Annotated in this window: 15 protein-coding genes; 7 read left to right on the forward strand and 8 right to left on the reverse strand. The window is 50.0% G+C overall.

Going from position 1 to position 17,154, the window contains the following annotated elements; all coding sequences use genetic code 11:
- Positions 1-578, forward strand: a 578-nt coding sequence (locus MJZ26_12580; protein MCQ2106616.1) for a DUF1015 family protein, incomplete at its 5' end; no start/stop codon positions are given.
- A 118-nt stretch (positions 579-696) separates the two neighbouring features.
- Here MJZ26_12580 and MJZ26_12585 read toward each other — a convergent pair.
- Together MJZ26_12585 and lepA are read right to left on the reverse strand one after the other, a co-directional pair.
- Complete coding sequence (locus MJZ26_12585; protein MCQ2106617.1) at positions 697-1,899, reverse strand: S26 family signal peptidase; 1,203 nt, start codon at positions 1,897-1,899, stop codon at positions 697-699.
- 38 nt (positions 1,900-1,937) lie between these two features.
- Positions 1,938-3,761: a translation elongation factor 4 gene (gene lepA / locus MJZ26_12590; GenBank protein ID MCQ2106618.1), complete on the reverse strand. Its 1,824-nt coding sequence runs from the start codon at positions 3,759-3,761 to the stop codon at positions 1,938-1,940.
- Positions 3,762-3,937: 176 nt separating this feature from the next.
- On the opposite strand from lepA, the gene MJZ26_12595 reads away from it, so the two are divergent.
- The gene (locus MJZ26_12595) at positions 3,938-4,423 is read left to right on the forward strand and encodes a peptidylprolyl isomerase (protein ID MCQ2106619.1); all 486 of its coding nucleotides are present in this window, start codon (positions 3,938-3,940) and stop codon (positions 4,421-4,423) included.
- Between the two features lie 3 nt (positions 4,424-4,426).
- Positions 4,427-5,665: a hypothetical protein gene (locus MJZ26_12600; protein MCQ2106620.1), complete on the forward strand. Its 1,239-nt coding sequence runs from the start codon at positions 4,427-4,429 to the stop codon at positions 5,663-5,665.
- A gap of 95 nt (positions 5,666-5,760) precedes the next feature.
- Here MJZ26_12600 and lexA read toward each other — a convergent pair whose 3' ends face one another.
- Entirely contained in the window at positions 5,761-6,444 is a 684-nt protein-coding gene (lexA, locus tag MJZ26_12605) for a transcriptional repressor LexA (protein MCQ2106621.1), read from the reverse strand.
- 184 nt (positions 6,445-6,628) lie between these two features.
- Between lexA and mfd the strand changes: the two genes are divergently transcribed.
- Positions 6,629-9,997: a transcription-repair coupling factor gene (mfd, locus tag MJZ26_12610; protein MCQ2106622.1), complete on the forward strand. Its 3,369-nt coding sequence runs from the start codon at positions 6,629-6,631 to the stop codon at positions 9,995-9,997.
- A 9-nt stretch (positions 9,998-10,006) separates the two neighbouring features.
- Here the strand turns inward: mfd and MJZ26_12615 are convergent, their stop codons facing one another.
- Positions 10,007-10,666: a TatD family hydrolase gene (locus MJZ26_12615; protein MCQ2106623.1), complete on the reverse strand. Its 660-nt coding sequence runs from the start codon at positions 10,664-10,666 to the stop codon at positions 10,007-10,009.
- 125 nt (positions 10,667-10,791) lie between these two features.
- Here MJZ26_12615 and MJZ26_12620 point away from each other — a divergent pair, with 125 nt between their 5' ends.
- Complete coding sequence (locus MJZ26_12620; protein ID MCQ2106624.1) at positions 10,792-10,989, forward strand: hypothetical protein; 198 nt, start codon at positions 10,792-10,794, stop codon at positions 10,987-10,989.
- Positions 10,990-11,160: 171 nt separating this feature from the next.
- On the opposite strand, the gene aspS is transcribed toward MJZ26_12620, so the two are convergent.
- From aspS to MJZ26_12640, 4 genes are read right to left on the reverse strand one after another with little or no spacing between them, the layout of a single operon-like run.
- Entirely contained in the window at positions 11,161-12,948 is a 1,788-nt protein-coding gene (gene aspS, locus MJZ26_12625; GenBank protein ID MCQ2106625.1) for an aspartate--tRNA ligase, read from the reverse strand.
- A gap of 46 nt (positions 12,949-12,994) precedes the next feature.
- The gene (locus tag MJZ26_12630) at positions 12,995-13,981 is read right to left on the reverse strand and encodes a hypothetical protein (GenBank protein MCQ2106626.1); all 987 of its coding nucleotides are present in this window, start codon (positions 13,979-13,981) and stop codon (positions 12,995-12,997) included.
- 1 nt (position 13,982) lies between these two features.
- The gene (locus MJZ26_12635) at positions 13,983-14,792 is read right to left on the reverse strand and encodes a hypothetical protein (GenBank protein MCQ2106627.1); all 810 of its coding nucleotides are present in this window, start codon (positions 14,790-14,792) and stop codon (positions 13,983-13,985) included.
- Complete coding sequence (locus MJZ26_12640) at positions 14,789-15,529, reverse strand: hypothetical protein (GenBank protein MCQ2106628.1); 741 nt, start codon at positions 15,527-15,529, stop codon at positions 14,789-14,791. Before MJZ26_12640 ends, MJZ26_12635 begins: the two co-directional genes overlap by 4 nt.
- 426 nt (positions 15,530-15,955) lie before the next feature.
- On the opposite strand from MJZ26_12640, the gene MJZ26_12645 reads away from it, so the two are divergent.
- Both MJZ26_12645 and MJZ26_12650 read left to right on the forward strand, forming a co-directional pair.
- Positions 15,956-16,558 carry an ATPase gene (locus MJZ26_12645; protein ID MCQ2106629.1) on the forward strand — a complete coding sequence of 201 codons (603 nt, stop codon included), beginning with the start codon at positions 15,956-15,958 and terminating at the stop codon, positions 16,556-16,558.
- A gap of 13 nt (positions 16,559-16,571) precedes the next feature.
- Positions 16,572-17,108, forward strand: coding sequence for a DUF2764 family protein (locus tag MJZ26_12650; protein ID MCQ2106630.1), 537 nt, complete (start codon positions 16,572-16,574; stop codon positions 17,106-17,108).
- Positions 17,109-17,154: the final 46 nt, after the last annotated feature.

Below are 17,154 nucleotides of genomic sequence, written 5' to 3' on the forward strand. Positions count from 1 at the left end.
CCGAAGAAGCCAAGAAGGCTGGCACCTACACTGGTGAAGAAGAATTCAACCGTTATCTCGCCATCCTGTTCCCCAGCACCCAGCTGAAGATTCTGGACTACAACCGCGTTCTCAAGACTTTGAACGGCCATACTCCGGAACAGCTCATGGAAGAAATGGCTAAGGTCTTCGACATTGCAGAACTGCCCGAAATGCAGAGCCCCGCAAAGCAGAACCAGGTGAACTTCTACATGGGCGGCAAGTGGTATGCTTGCACCTTCAAGTCTGAATATCTCCAGAACCTGGGTCCGGTAGACAGCCTTGACGTAGCTCTCCTCCAGAAGCTCATTTTGAAGCCCCTCTTCAACGTGGACGACCCCCGTACCTCCAAGAACATTGACTTCGTAGGTGGTATCCGTGGTCTCGGTGAACTGGTGAAGCGCGTCGATAGCGGCGAATGCACTTGCGCATTTGCAATGTACCCGACCACTTTGGATCAGCTCATGAACATCGCCGACGCTGGCGAAATCATGCCGCCCAAGAGCACCTGGTTCGAACCGAAGCTCCGCGACGGTCTCCTGGTTCATACCTTGGATTAATCCCAACGTTTCGTTAGGTTACAACAAAGAAAGAGTCTCCATGAATTTGGAGGCTCTTCTTTTTTCAACTTGAAATTTTCTTGTAGAAACGGAGTCTTGTTTTGCTTTGAGATGAATGCTAGGATTCCGGTTTGACGTCTTCTGAATCCTTCTTGTCGTCTTTCTTTTCTTCGCTTTTAAACAGGGTCTTGTAGAAGCCTATTGTAGAATCGTAGGTGTCTGTAAAGAACTTGACGCTACTGTTCCAGAAGCCTGCTGCGGCGCTTTGAACGATTCTTACGTAGACCATAGCGGGCTCGATAAACCTGTCGTTTACTTTGTCTGGCCACACCAAATGTTTGCCGATGAGGCGATCCCTGGTAAAGAAGCCCAGCTCTCTGGAGTCTAGACAGTTGGTCCCCTTTTCGCATGCGAGGAAGTAGCAATCATCCTCAATCAGAATCTGGTTTATCTGTTCTGTAATGATCGTCTCTTCTGAGTTTTCTTGAGACTGACTGTCTTCAGGAAGAGGTGCGGGCTTTGGTGGAGGGAATGAATCAGCCTGGGCTACAGCCGTATCGGAAATGGAAGAGTCCGGTTCTACTTTGGGTTCGTCCAGTTCCAGGGATATTTTTTCCTCTTTCTTTTTTCCACGGAAAAGCTCTCGTTTTAATTTGATGGGGGAGTTTCCCGGCTCGCTCTGTCTAATTTGAAGTTCAATCAGGTATCTATCTTGCCAGGGGAGAAAATTGATTTCGTTAAGGCTGACCTGCCTGTTCGCAATCTTGGTAGCCCCCACTCGATCAATGTTGATTTCCCTATCGCCCTGCCAAAGGGTTGTCTTGACGATGATGTTTTCGCCTTTCTCCCTTAGATAGGAGATGACGTAGTCCTGTTCAACGTCGTTCAACTGGTCGAAAAGTAAGGTGTCTCCCGCCTTCGGAACGTAAAAGGCCCTACTTTGGATAAAGGAATCTTCCCCTTTCCACTTTATGTTGCGATGGGGAGTGATAACCCTTCCTTTATCTGTAATCTCGATGGAATCACCCGGCATGGCAAGGATTTTTCGAACGATGGTTTCGTTGCTACGTGAATTTGCCCAGACAATGTCCCAGTAATTTACCTGGTCGATGCATTGGGGTAGCTTGCACATCCAGTGGACGGATTGTTCCTTGAATTTGGGAGACATGGATGAATCCATGACTTGGACGGGAACTAGGATGTAGTAACGAATTAGGGTTGCCAATCCAAAAAAGACAATAAGCAGAAAAAACAGGAAGAATACGTGACCTTGGGAGTTTCGCCTTTGCAAACGTTTAACTTTTCGGGTCAGTGCAGACATTCGTATAGATTCCTGTTCTTGTCTTCTAAAGCGAAGTATTAGTCTTCGCCGCCGCCAGTGGAATTGTCGGAGAGGCTGAGCACAGCAAGGAATGCCTTCTGGGGCACTTCCACGGAGCCGATGCTCTTCATACGCTTCTTACCTTCCTTCTGCTTTTCAAGGAGCTTACGCTTACGGGTGATGTCACCGCCGTAGCACTTGGCAAGCACGTCCTTGCGCACGGCCTTCACGGTACTGCGGCTGATAATCTTACCGCCGATGGCACCCTGGATGGCCACGTCGAACTGCTGACGGGGAATGAGATCCTTCAGCTTGACGCAGATGGCGTTTGCGTAAGTGTGGGCCTTGTCGCGATGGATAATCACGGAGAATGCATCCACCGGGTCGCCGTTCAAGAGGATGTCCAGCTTCACCAGGTTGTTCTGGCGGTAGCCCATGGGGGCGTAATCCAGGCCGGCGTAACCGCGGCTCACGGACTTCAGGCGGTCGTAGAAGTCGAACATGATTTCTGCCAGGGGCAGGTTGTACTTCAAGATGCACTTGGTCTCGTCCAGGTATTCCATGGTCTCGAACTCGCCGCGCTTTTCGTCGCAAAGCGTCATGAGGGCGCCCACGAATTCCTTGGGCGTAAAGATCTGTGCCTTTACGTAAGGTTCTTCGATATGGTCGTAACGGCTGGCATCGGGGAGCTTGCTTGGGCTTTCGATCTTCACCATTTCGCCGTCGCTCATGTAAACGTGGTATTCCACGTTGGGAACGGTGGTAATGATGTCCACGTTGAATTCGCGATCCAGGCGTTCCTGCACGATTTCCATGTGCAGAAGTCCCAGGAACCCTGTACGGAAGCCGAAGCCCAATGCTTCGGATGTTTCCGGTTCCCAGGTGAGGGCGGAGTCATTGAGGCGCAGCTTTTCAAGAGCTTCACGCAGGTCCTTGTAATCTTCCGGGTTGATGGGGTAGATACCGGAGTAGATCATGGGGAGAATATCCTTGTAGCCGGGCAGCGGTTCCGTGGCGGGATTTGCTGCGTCAGTCAGGGTATCGCCGATCTTTACGTCACTGATGGTCTTCACGTTTGCAAGAACGTAGCCCACCATGCCTTCAGAAAGTTCCGGACGAGGATCGCGGCGCATGCTGAATGTTCCCACTTCGGTGACCATATATTCGCCGCCGGTCTTCATCATGCGGATCTTCATGCCGGCCTTTAGGGTGCCTTCCACAATACGGATGTAGTTGATCACGCCGCGGTAGGAGTCGTAGACGGAGTCGAAAATCAGGGCCTTCAGGGGCTTGTCGCTTTCGCCGGTGGGGGCGGGGATTTCGTCGACGATTTTGTCCAGCACCTGCTCCACGTTGAGACCCGTCTTTGCAGAAATGCGGGGAATCTTGTCGGGGTCGTAACCCAGTAGGTCGCCAATCATCTGGGCGAAATGGTCGGGCTGTGCGCCCGGAAGGTCCACCTTATTCAACACGGGAATGACTTCCAGGTTGTTCTCGATGGCAAGATACAGATTGGAAAGGGTCTGGGCTTCGATGCCCTGGCTTGCGTCCACAACGAGAATCGCGCCTTCGCAGGCTGCCAAGGAACGGCTCACTTCGTAGGTAAAGTCCACATGCCCCGGAGTGTCGATCATGTTCAGGATGTATTCCTTGCCGTCGCGCTCATACACCATACGGATGGCGTGGGCCTTGATGGTAATGCCGCGTTCGCGTTCCAAGTCCATGTCGTCCAGGAGCTGGTTCATCATTTCGTTCTTGGAAACAGTCTTGGTCAGCTCGATCATACGGTCGGCCAGGGTGGATTTACCGTGGTCGATGTGGGCGATGATGCTAAAATTTCGGATATTGTCGTTTTGAGGCATATAGTCCAATAAATCTTGTTATGCTATTTTTGGACCAAATATAGAAAATCGTTTAAAACAACTATAATCAAAATATCTATATTCTCTTTACAATAGGAAAGTTGGATACGATAACGTTATTGAAATCTATGGGTATCATCAAGAAAGCTTTATTTGCGACCCTTATGGGTGGTTTGATGTCTTCCTGCTTGGCAGAAGGCAAAGTCTTCAATAAGGATTATTCCTCCATTAAGGCAATTGAGGCCACCATTACAACTCACGAAGGCGTTATCGTTCTTGACCTGGACTATAAGGCCGCACCTAATACGGTTGCGAATTTTGTTGAACTTGCCAACAGCGGCTTTTATAATGGTCTCCTGTTCCATCGCGTAATTCCTGGCTTTATGGCACAGGGTGGCGATCCCCAGGGTAATGGCCAGGGCGGTCCCGGTTATACCATCGATGACGAAATCAGCAATCTGAAGCATGAAGCCGGCGTCATCTCCATGGCCAATCGCGGGCCCAATACCAATGGTTCCCAGTTTTTCATAACACATACTCCGCAGCATCACCTGGACGGTAAGCATACTGTCTTTGGAAAGGTTGTGCAGGGGCATGATGTTGTCTGCCGTCTTGAGCAGAACGATCCCATTATTAACATCAAAATCGTGGAAAAGAAGTAATCTATGAGTTCTAAGAAAGCAACGTCCAAGGATACCAAGTCCGCTAAGAAGGCTCCTGCCAAGGCTGCTCCCAAGGCTTCCGCTAAGCCGGCTGCCAAGACTGCCGCTGCCAGTGCTGCCAAGAAGCCTGCAGCAAAGGCTGCTAAGGACGAAAAAGCTGCTAAGACTAAGCCCTCCAAGGCCGCTCCTGCAAAGCCTGTTGCAAAGCCCTCCAAGGCCGCCGCAAAGGCTGCTCCAGCCAAGTCTGCCAAGCCCGCAGCCAAGCCCGCCAAGGCTGCTTCTAAGGCTGTTCCCGCTAAGGCTGCAAAACCTGCAGCCAAGCCTGTCAAGGCTGCATCCAAGGCTAAGGAGGTAAAGGCCGAGGTTAAGCCGGCCAAGACTGCAAAACCTGCCAAGACTGTAAAACCTGTTGCAAAGCCCGCAGCCAAGCCAGCTAAGACCGCTCCTGCCAAGGCTGCTCCCAAGGCTAAGGAAGTGAAGGCCGAGGTTAAGCCCGCCAAGACTGCGCCCGCTAAGGCAACTAAGTCTGCCAAGGTTGAAAAGAAACCTGCTAAGGCAGAAGTAGCTCCCGCAAAGCAGGCCAAGGGTTCCAAGAAGGAAACCGCTAAGGTAGAACCGGTAGAAGAAGTAGTTGCCCCCGTTGCAGAAACTCCGAAGGCAACCAAGAAGTCTAAGGGTGGTAAGGGTCCCGCTCCCGAAGATGTCATCGTTGAACCCAAGGAAGATCTGGAAGTTAAGAAGCCGGCCTTTGATTATGCCATTCTTTTGGAAGGTGTAAAGAAGCTTTCCAAGACAGTGATGTTTGTTGAAATTGACGAACAGGATGATCGTGCCAACAAGAAGAAGATGTCTTCCGACATGAAGAATCTTGAAATGAAGCCCACTTCCGCACTTCGTCACAAGGCATCCCTCGCCGAAGAAACCCAGGAAGAATTGACGGAACGAATCCTCAAGGAACTGGAAGAACAGAACCTGGCATTCGAACGCGAAGCTGCAAGTCAGATGTGTACCCGTTGCAACCGCAACCTGGTTTCTCCTGAATTCTGGGTGGACAAGCATCTTGGCTACTGCGAAGAATGTGCCATGATCCTCAAACTTGGTCAGTCCAAGGAAGCCCGTAAGGTCGAATACCAGCTGGGTGGCATGGGCGATTCCCTTGACGAAGAGGATGATGAAATTCTCGGACCGGACGCAGAAGACCTGAAGGAAGCCGAAGAAGATCTGGCTGAACTGGACGATTAATCTCGACAGCTTCTTGCGAAGAAAATCAAAAAAATCCCTGGCGCAAATGCCGGGGATTTTTTTTGTATAAAGTAACTCGCTTGTTTTGCTTGAACTTAGTTCACCTTGCGCATAACGCCAATGACGCGGCCGGCGATGGAGAAATCCTTGTCGTTCTTGACGATAATGGGATTGTACTTGGGGTTTGCCGGACGGAGTTCCACGTGGTCAGCGATGGGGTGGTAGTACTTGACTGTAGCGCCGTCGTCTACCTGGGCCACGATGATTTCTCCACGTTCTGCGGTCTTCTGCTGACGGGCAAAAACCAGGTCGCCGTCAAAGATGCCTGCGTTGATCATGGAATCGCCACGGACACGGAGGGCGAACACGTCGGAACGGCTTGCAAGGAAATCGCGGTCGATGGTCACGGTGCCTTCGAGGTTCTGCACAGCGAGAATCGGGGTACCTGCGGCAACGTTACCGACGATAGGAATTTCGATGGTGTTGTTGACGACTTCACCGGCTTCGTTCTTATCGTTGTCCAGGATTTCGATACCGCGGCTTAGACGGGGAGAGCGGTTGATGTAACCCTTCTTGATGAGGGCTGCAAGAATGGAACGTACGCCGTTGGTAGAGGAAATGCTGAAGTGGTTGCCGATTTCACGAACGGTGGGCGGCATGCGATTTTCCTTGGAATACTTCTTGATGTATTCAAGAATTTCTTCTTGACGGCTGGTCAGTTCCTTGCGGGAGCCTTCTGCCTGGGCAAGTTTGGCTTCTTCAAGATCGATGGTATCCATTTTTACCTCATCATATAATTAAAGCTTTGTTGGATATGGAGTTACAAGTTTATTCCATTTCCAAGATAATACTTTATAAATATAGTGTACAGTTGGGCAATTGTCAATACTTTCACTGCACATTTTTTCACTTTTTATATATTTTTTCTAATTTTACCCTGTACATTACTAAATTTGTTCTCTCATGGATTCTCTTTCTGAATTTTTAACCTTCTCCAGTTCTCCTTCCTTGAACCTGTTCCAAAAGGTCCAGGGCGAAGCCATTCATGTCAATGGTGCGACTATTCCCATGGCGGCCATGATGGTGGCGAACCGTTTCCAGAAGAAGCCGGAGCATATTCTCGTTGTGGCAAAGGATTACCGTAGCGCTGAAGTATGGGTTGAAAATCTTGAAAGCATGCTGGGGGAGGAGTATGTCCGTTTCTTCCCTTCGGTGGGCCTAAAACCTTACGAGAAGAAGGTGCCCTTCGAAGGAGTTCTTGAGGAACGTCTCAAGTTCTTCCGCGATCTTGAAATGGGTGACTCCGTATTTGTGACGGTATGCCCTCTCGATTGTTTCCTGATGCGCCTTCCGGCTCCTGGAGCCATTACACGAAATTCAAGAACACTCAAGGTAGGCGATGTCCTGGAACCATCCACATTGCGCCCTTGGCTTATGGACCATGGTTTCGTGGAACAGCCTGTGGTAAGTGGCGTTGGTGAGTTTTCCATTCGCGGGTGTATCGTGGATGTGAACTGCCTGCTTTACAAGCATCCTATTCGAATCGAGTTCTTTGGCGACGAAATTGAATCCATCCGTAGCTTTGACATTTTCAGCCAGCGCTCCGTAGAGCGCATGAACAGCGTCCAGATTTACCCTATGGGTGAGTTTGTCGTTCCAGAAAAGGAACTGGCCAAGTTTAACGGTGATAACTCCGGACTCTGGTGGTACCGGGACCGCTACGAAAAGCTTGAAAAGACCTTGTTGGATTATTTGCCTAAGGCACCCCTTGTCTTTGAGGAACTGTCTGCACTTTCGGAAACGGCATCGAAGTATTTCTACTCCTACGAGAACAATTATCAGGAAATTCGCGCCATAGAACCGGATATTGTTCCTCCAGGTAACATCTGGGCGAAGATGGGTGAGTTGTCCCGTTTCTTTGTTGGGCGAGGCTCCCTTGACGTTACCCGTGTTCAGCTGAACGATGGCAATGGCCATGACCTGAATTGCAGACCGCAGGATTTTTCCTCCAACGGTACAGATGCCGTTGCAAAGCAGATCGAGGAATTTGCGGCTATGGGTGGCAAGGTGTATGTAGTTTCTCCTACACCTGGCGGCTTGAATCGATTGAAACAAGTCTTCAGTGATCTGCCCATCGAAGAATACCTGTTAGGCAACCTGACAGAAGGTTTCTGGCTGGAAGAAGACAATGTCGCCTTCCTGACTGAGACACGAATTTTCAACCGTCATTCCAACAAGACTCGTAAGCGTAAGGTTTCTGGTTCTGTAACCAGTGCTTTGATGGTGGAGTCTCTCAACCGTGGCGATTTCGTTGCTCATGAAGACCACGGCGTGGGCAAGTACCTAGGGCTTGTCCGTGTAGAGGTGAATGGCGGTATGGTGGACTGCGCCTTGCTGGAATATGCCGGCGGCGACAAGCTGAAGTTCCCCGTGGCAGATCTGCAGAAGATTGAACGCCTTGAAAATTCCGAGACGGAACCCAAGCTGGATCGCCTGGGAAGCAAGACCTGGGAAAACATCAAGAAGCGTGTCAAGCAGAAGGTCATCCAGATTGCCCGCGAGCTTGTTGAACTTTACGCCAAGCGCGAACTGGTTGACGGCTTTGCATTCCCGCCCGATGGAAAACTTCAGCGTGAATTTGAGGAAGCCTTCGAATACGATCCCACGCCTGACCAGGTAAAGGCTACTGCAGATATCAAGCGCGATTTGGAAAGCCATCGACCTATGGATCGCCTGGTATGCGGCGATGTAGGCTTTGGCAAGACAGAAGTGGCCATGCGTGCGGCCTTCAAATGCGTTGTCAGCAAGAAGCAGGTGGCGCTCCTTGTACCGACTACTATTCTTGCCGCCCAGCACTACGAAAACTTCATGGATCGTTTTGCCGGTTTCGGGGTGAATATCGCCCTGATTAATCGATACAAGACCCCAAAGGAAAAGAAGGAGATCTTCAAGCAGGTTTCCGAAGGCAAGATTGATATTCTTATCGGTACTCACAGCCTGTTGTCTGAAAAGAACCAGTTCAAGGATCTGGGGCTCCTGATTATTGATGAAGAACAGAAATTCGGTGTCAAGCAGAAGGAAAAGCTTCGCGAAATGCGTTTGACGGTGGATTCACTCAGTATGAGTGCTACTCCCATTCCTCGTTCCCTCCACTTGAGCATGACCGGGGTTCGCGATATTTCCCTCATCAACACTCCGCCTATCAATCGTCTTCCCGTAGAGACTAAGCTCATGAAACGGGATGACGAGGTTATCAAGAATGCCATTCTCGATGAATTGGCTCGCGGCGGCCAGGTGTTCATTGTCAACGATCGCGTCAATAGTATCTATACTCTGCAGGACGATATTCAGGCATTGGTGCCTAACGCAACCATTGGCGTGGCGCATGGCCAGATGGACGATCGCGAATTGGAAAAGAGCATGGATGCATTCCTTTCCAAGCAGTTTGACGTGCTGATCAGTACCAGCATCATCGAGTCTGGTCTTGACGTGCCTAACGCAAATACCATCATTATCATGAATGCCCATAACTTCGGTATCAGTCAGCTGTATCAGATGCGTGGGCGAGTGGGGCGCAGTAGTGTCCTTGCGAAGGCCCTGTTGGTTATTCCTGCAAAGCACGATATTTCCCAGGAATCCATGCGACGCCTAAAGGCATTGGAGCAGTTTACGGATTTGGGTAGCGGTTACCAGCTGGCCATGCGAGACCTTGAAATCCGTGGTGCAGGAAACCTCCTTGGGCAGGAACAACATGGCTTCATTGCGGAAGTGGGCTTTGAAACCTACGTTCGCCTTGTGCGTGAAGCGGTTGAAATGCTTAGGGGCGGCGATGCCGAAAAGCCTATCCAGACCCGTGTCGAAATTGGGGTGGATGCCTACCTGCCCGAGGATTACATCCAGGATGCTCTGACCCGCATCAATATGTACCAGCGAATTTCCCGTGTAAACCATGTGGACGACATTGTGGGCATTTCCCAGGAGCTGGAAGACCGTTTCGGTCCTGTTCCCGATGCAGCCAAGATGTTGCTCTTGGTAACGGAGCTTGGGCTTCTTGCTGGCCGCCTTAGAATTCAGGGCCTTGTGCAGCGCAAGGGTATGCTTGCAGCAACCTTTGCCGAAAATCCGCCGCCGGATGTCCGTATTATCAGTGAAATGTACGGCTTGGCCCAGTTCCCCATGCGAATCCTTGCTGGTTCTCCCATGCAGGTCGTCATTGAACTGGGGCGAGGTTCCGCAACGGACCTGGCCGAGAATGCCTTAAAGCAGTTCCGCGCATTCTCTGCAATCAAGGCTCAGTCTGTTACCATTCAGACCGGCTCCAAGCTTATTTAAATTTTCGGATTATTGCCAGAATGATTCGTCGGCATCGGTCTCGATGCGGACAAGTTCATCGGGGATTTCTGCAAGGGCGCTTAAGGTCGATTTCTTGCGGAAGCTGTCCTTGTGTATGGAATAGAGAACGTTCAGTTTCTGTGCGGCCTTTACCACGGAAATATCTCCGCCAAAGCGATGGAATACAACGGTGGGGGAATCCTTGCTGTTATCAAACCCGGCATTTCTCAGGATACTGATAATCCGGTGGTAGTCTCCCACACAATGAATTTGGATGCTTCGTTTCAGTTGGAATGCAAGCTCCGCCTGCCGCATAAGGATTCGTTCCTGGACGCCGCCGGGTTCGTATCCTTCAAACCGCTTGTCCAGTCCGCATTCTCCTACCTGGAAGTTTCCGCCCCCTCGAAGAATGGCTTCAAGCAGCCGCAGGTCCTTCTCTTCCGTGGAGCTTGCAATCATGGGGTGGATTCCGAATGTATAACGCACCTTTCCGGCGGTTACCTCGGCTTTGCCGCCACCGTATTCCAGTTCGTCCCTTAGTTTCAACGTCCTGATCCATTCCCAGGGCTCGCAGGCGATTGCGTTGAAGCCGGTTCCGGTCTCCAGCAGGTCCCCAGCAAGCTCTTTTGCCATAGGCAATCGGGTCAAATGGATGTGAAAGTCTTCCATGGCCCATAATATAGACTAGATAAACCACATTTTTTAGCAAATAATCAAAAATAATGCTTGTTTTTCTTTAAGAAAATGCATAATTTAGGGGAAAAGTTTGTTGAATGCGTAATAAAGGAGTTTTTATGCGCGATCTGCTGGAAAAAGCATTGAATAAGGGTCTTAGTGTTTCTTTTTCTAATGAAGGCGGTTTCTCCGTGATCCGTATCTGCAAGGGCGCCGATGTGGTTGCCAGCTGCAGCCTCGGCAGTGGTGATTTCCGTACCAGCGTCGAAGACTCCCTCCAGTCCCTTATGATGGACCTGGAACGCAAGGGCATCTAATCCTTAGTAAAAGGCTTTGTTAAATCCGTCGGGTGACCGGCGGATTTTTTTGTCTCTAAATTTTTTTTTGTGCTGACCTTTGTTTAGTACAAAGTAATTTTTTAGACCGCTCAATAAAAAAGCCGCGGGGCGTTAACCTCGCGACTTTTTAAAGTTCCGTTGATAGAACGATTAAGCCTTAGCCTTGGGCATCTGCACAGCGATGTGGATGTCCTGCAGCTGCTGCAGGTCAACGTCGCTGGGGCACTGGTCCATGGGGCTAGAAGCGCTGGTGTTCTTCGGGAATGCGATGAAGTCACGGATGGATTCTTCACCTTCCATAGTTGCAACAACGCGGTCCAGACCGAAGGCGAGACCACCGTGCGGAGGAGCGCCGAACTTGAAGGCGTCCACGAAGAAGCCGAACTTTTCCTTAACCTGTTCTTCGGTAAGACCGAGCAGGCGGAAAACCTTTTCCTGAACTTCAGGGTTGTGGATACGGACGGAACCGCCACCGATTTCAACACCGTTAAGAACAAGGTCATAGGCTTCGGCGTTGCAATCCTTCAGGTTGCCGGAGAGCATCATGTCCAGATGTTCGGGCAGCGGGTTGGTGAACGGATGGTGCATAGCCATGTAGCGGCCTTCGGTATCGCTGTATTCGAACATGGGGAATTCAGTGATCCATACGAATTCGCGCTTCTTCGGGTCACGGAGGCCCTTGATGCGAGCGACTTCGAGACGGAGCTGACCCATAGCGGTAGCTGCAATCTTTTCGGGACCTGCGATGAAGAACATCATGTCGCCGCACTTAGCGCCGACTGCGTCACGCAGTTCGTTGAGCTGTTCGGTAGTAAAGAACTTGCCAACCTGAGTTTCCACTTCGTCATTTTCCTTGACGCGCATCCATACGAGACCCTTGGAACCGTACTTAGCAACGTAGGCGGTGAGTTCGTCGATCTGCTTACGGGTGAAGTCAACGCAGCCCTTGGCAGCGATACCGCGGATCTTGCCACCAGCGGCAACGCAGTTCTTGAACACGCCGAATTCGCTCTTGGCACCGATTTCGGAAACGTCATGGATTTCGAGATCGAAGCGGAGGTCCGGCTTATCGGAACCGTACTTGAGCATAGCTTCTGCCCACTTCATGCGGCGGATCTTCTTGGGAGGTTCGAAGTTCCAAACCTTACCGAGAACTTCGGTAACGAACTTGTCGAACATGCCCATCACGTCGTCCTGGTCTACGAAGGACATTTCAACGTCGATCTGGGTGAATTCCGGCTGACGGTCGGCGCGGAGGTCTTCGTCACGGAAGCACTTGGCGATCTGGAAGTAGCGGTCCATGCCAGCGATCATGAGGAGCTGCTTGTACTGCTGCGGAGACTGGGGGAGGGCGTAGAACTTGCCCGGGTTCACGCGAGAGGGAACCAGGTAGTCACGAGCGCCTTCCGGAGTGGACTTGCAGAGCACCGGTGTTTCGATGTTTTCAAAACCGTTTTCATAGAAGAAGTCGTAAACAGCGCGGAGGAAGCGGCTCTTGAGCATGAGCTTCTTCTGGATCCAGGGACGACGGAGGTCCAGGTAACGGTACTGGAGGCGGAGGTCGTCGTTTTCCTTACATTCTTCGTTGGGGTCGTTGATGGCCAGGGGAGAAGTCTGGGCAGCGTTCAGGATGGTGAGTTCGCTGATCTTCACTTCGATGTCGCCGGTAGCCAGCTTTTCGTTGGCGTTGCCTTCTTCACGGGCGTAGACCTTACCGGTAACGCAAATCACGTATTCGTTACGGAGAGTTTCTGCATTCTTGATAACGTCGGCATTGTAATCCGGATTGAACACAATCTGGGTCTTGCCATACTTGTCGCGGAGGTCCACAAAAATCACACCACCGTGGTCACGGCGACGGTCCACCCAACCACAGAGAGTTACGGTCTGGCCAACATCTTCCTTACGGAGCTGGCCACAGTTATGAGTACGTTTCATTGTATTACCCTTTAAGTAAAAATTTTACGGCGAAAATATAGGAATTTTAATCTTCGATTTTTATGCAGCGGATCGCTGAAGCGGTCGTTTTCCAGCGACTCAGTGTGTCTATATCGCTCCAACGGAAGCTTGTCCCTACGATATCGTTGGCGAAAACTCGATTATTATAGGCTGTGTCATTGATGATGTATCGACGGTCTTTGTCTTCGGTGCTGGTGAAGAAGGACGTTCGATTGTTGTTGTCCCTGTCGTTTAGGTAACGGAATTCGTAGGTGTCTACGTATTTCTGTATTTCATAGTTGAAGTCATGGTTCAAGAAGCGCTCGCCGGAAGGCAGCACGCTCAAACCGAAAATATCCGTTCCCACGGAATCCGACAGCTCCAGTTTCCAGCCATAAGATGACCGCCAGCAGATGTCCACGTAATAGAACTCGCAGCGTTCCTGTGTATAAAGGAATAGCTCGTGGAGGTCGTCTGCAGTGGGTATCCTGAAGCCTTCCGGGCAGATGCCCTGGTGGTGCATGGAATCCTCTTGCGGATAGTATAGACGGAGGTAAATGGAGTCGATGTCCATGGCTGCAGACCAGGTGTACAGTCTTCCGTATTTTTCGCAGTTGTAGATGTCATGGTCAAAGCACCAGGATTGCCCCTTGAGGTTGGGGGAGGCGGTGCTGTCGCTGTAGTTCAAATTTTGAGCCATCCAGGTTTGCCTGCCCACGGTGGTTGTCTTGTAACGTCTGTTGTCCCGCTTGTCCACTATTTCCCCATAGTCAAAATCCGGGTTCAAATAGTCATCAGCCGTCATAAATTGCTTGGAACTGGAAGAAAAGAACTGTGACGGATCAATGTAGCTGGAGGAACTGAAGTAGACATAGTTCTTGGATGAAGAACTGCTCCTTCTTATGGAGCTGCAGGAATGTATTTCCTGGTAGTAGGGATCGTTGATGTTATCCCTTTCTCCCATTTCGGTACAGCCGGCAAAGAGAATTGCCGCAAGGAATAGTCCCAGTAATTTTCTTATATAGCCATTCATACTAGAACACAAAAAGAACTACGCTTCCTGCAATCAGAATGCCGCCAAACCAGTAAAAGGCATCTCGCGCTTCCTTGGTATATTCAATGTCACGCCATTTCTCGTCAAAATCCTGCTTGGAATACTCTGCGGACATTTCGTCATATTCTCGCTTTGCGTACTTTAGATCCTTGTTGTTCATGTAGCCTGCAAAGGTACAGATTGCTCCGAGGCTTAGGGCTAGCCATGGAACCCATCGCGGTACCAGGTGCTCCTTTTTTTCAACATCCGCAGCTTCGTCTAGGGTGGGGGAATCTTCCTCGTAGGATTCCTTGACAACGTCTATTTTTTCTTCCTCGGGAAGGATTGACTTGAATAAATCATTTGCTCGAGACTGGGCGTCAAGAAGAAGCCCCTGTACGACGCTATTCTTGCTGGTGATACTTCCAAGGAATCTTCCAGAGGATGTTTCGTAGAGTTCTACGGTTAAGGTAAGGTCGTTACCGAACTTTCCTATGCGTCCCTGGACGATGTAGTCTGCGGCGATGTTTCGTCCCGTTTCTACAAGGCAACTGCCTTCGCAGTCTTCAAGGGATTTTTCTGGCGGCAGCATGACCTGTATGTTTTCTCTCGTCATGATGGAAAAGTCATGATCGGCTAGGGCCTGTACGGCATCTTTCCTAAGTTCGTCTGTAATGAACATCTTTTCACTTAGGGATACTTCGGAATCCTTGTTCGAAATCGTTTCAAGAACGGCGACGAACTGCGTTGCAAAGGCGGAACTGCCTGCAACAGCCAAAAATATGATGAGTGCTAATCCGATTTTTCTCACTTGTAACCCCAAATGCAGCGGACCGATAGGGCGCTTTCCTTGTATACGTCTGTTTCCAAATAAGAGGAGTAACCTACATTTATAGAAACGCTTCTTGCCATGGATGGCGAATCACCTTCTGCGTTTGTCCAGAACATCGCCGCTTCGGTTTCTTTTTCATAGGAGCCGTCCCACAGACGTCTGCCTCCAGGTAACGCTGAAAATCCATAGGAGTCTTTCCCGTTATAATCCCGTTTCCATCCGAAAGACGATTTCAAACCGTCCGACTTCGCGTAGTTAATCAAGCTTTCCCAATCGCCCCTATAGGGAACGACCCATCCTTCCGGGCAAATGCTGGTTTCAGCGTAGTCATAGTAATAGCTGTAGGGGATTCGCTCGCTATTGTATTTGCTACTTATCCCAAGGGCGACCGTCCATGGGTAAAGCTTGCCATATTTTTCGCAGTTGATGGGGTCGTCGTTGTAGCAGTAGCTGGAACTTGTTTCGTACTTGAGATTTTCTGCCATCCAGTATGAATCGTTGATTTTTACGACTTTGTAGCTTCGGCCGTCTCGTTCATCGAAAAGCATTCCGTCTGTAAGTGTTGGCTTGCTAGCCTGAACTGGTTGTTCATTGGTGACGGGTTTATAGTCGCTGCTATCTGGATCGTTTGGGTTATCCCTATCCAGTTCGGAACATGCCGCCAGTGTGACAGCATATATTGTAGTCAGTAATATAAAGAAACGCCTTGTTTCCATGCTCTTTAACCCAGTCCTACAATATAATAGTAAAAAGATGATGGTGGATATCCCTGAATCTTTGAAGGAATTTGATGAGGGGAGCCAAATGAAGTGCAATGATGGCTAGAAAATGTGTTTTTTATAGGCTTGTCTTATTGATTTGATAACATTTTGCAATGGAAAAAGGATAATAAAAGTTTACTAAGTCGGATATGGCCGAAATATGCGCCTTTTTTTATAAAATTCGTCCCCAAAAATGGATATTTCGTCTGTTTTTTTGAAAAAAAGCGAAAAAAACGTGCCTTTTTAATGAATTTGCTTGTATATTCCTTAAGGAATTTTCGCAAAAAGTCCATTGCGGACGTTTTTTTGGTGTGTATGGAAAATATTCTCCGAAAAACGGATGCTGGCTTTTATGGAACGTTTTTTTTGGAGACATAAAATATGGCAGAAGATCTGCAAGCTCTTATGGAACGCATCCAGAAGGATGCTGTAAACAAAGCTGAATCCCAGGCCGCTGCAATTATTGCAAGCGCCAAGGAAAAGGCCGCAGAAATCGTAAAGGCCGCCGAAGCCGAAGCTCAGGCAAAGCTCGAAAAGGCCGACAAGGATGCCGAAGCCTTTACCGAACGCAGCGAACGCACTCTCGAACAGTCTGCACGCGATCTTTTGCTCTCCGTTGGTAAGAACCTCGAAAAGATGATCCTTGACATCCTCGCTCTCCAGGTTGAAAAGTCCCTGGACGAAGCTACCGTCAAGAACATGCTCCTGGCCGTTGCCAAGAGCTACACCTCCAATGTCGAAGTTGACCTCTCCGAAGACGATGCCAAGAAGCTCGCTTCCTTCGTTACCGGCGAATTTGCCAAGCAGGTTGCCGCTGGCGTCAAGGTCGAAAGCGACAAGGGCGTCAAGTTTGGCTTCCGTATCAAGCTCGATGGCGGCAAGGTCACTCACGAATTTACCGAAGCAGCTATGGCAGAGGCTCTTTCTGCTCTGCTCCGTCCTCAGCTTGCAAAGGTTGTAAACGCCGCCGCACAGGCAAAGTAAGCAAAGGACGTAAATGAGCGCTCCTTCTTACTTAATGTCGTCGCTTCCCATGATTGAATTGGGTGACGTACCTCCGCTGACCATGGACGAGTTCCGTGGCCGTTGCGAAGGCGTTCTCGATGCAAGCGAATTGGAAGCCCTCGACGCACTCTTGAATGGTGAAGAATCTGACGATGAATTCGTTTCTGCCTACCAGGCTCACGAAATCCAGATGAAGAACGTTTCCGGAAGGCTCCGTGCACAGGCATGGGGCCCCGAAGTTCGTTTTGCCGAACGTTCTTTCCCTGGCTACGACGTCACCTTCGCCAAGATGATTTCGGATGCGTTCGCCAAGTCGAATCCTATGGAAAAAGAGCAGGACATCGACAAGGCCCGCTTCTGGCTTGTAGATTCTCTCGCCGGTGTAGGGGAGGGAACCGTCAAGCATGTTTACGCTTACGCTGTAAAGCTTATGATTTGTACGCGTTGGGCCCGCCTTTCTGAAGAGGCCGGCGACGCAGCTGTTATCGAAGTTATTAATGCAAACGATCCTGCCCACGTGCAGGAATGACCGGAGGTCCATTTTCAATGGCTAGTATCGGAAAAATCATCGGCGT

Source organism: Fibrobacter sp. (assembly GCA_024398965.1).
Taxonomy (GTDB): domain Bacteria; phylum Fibrobacterota; class Fibrobacteria; order Fibrobacterales; family Fibrobacteraceae; genus Fibrobacter.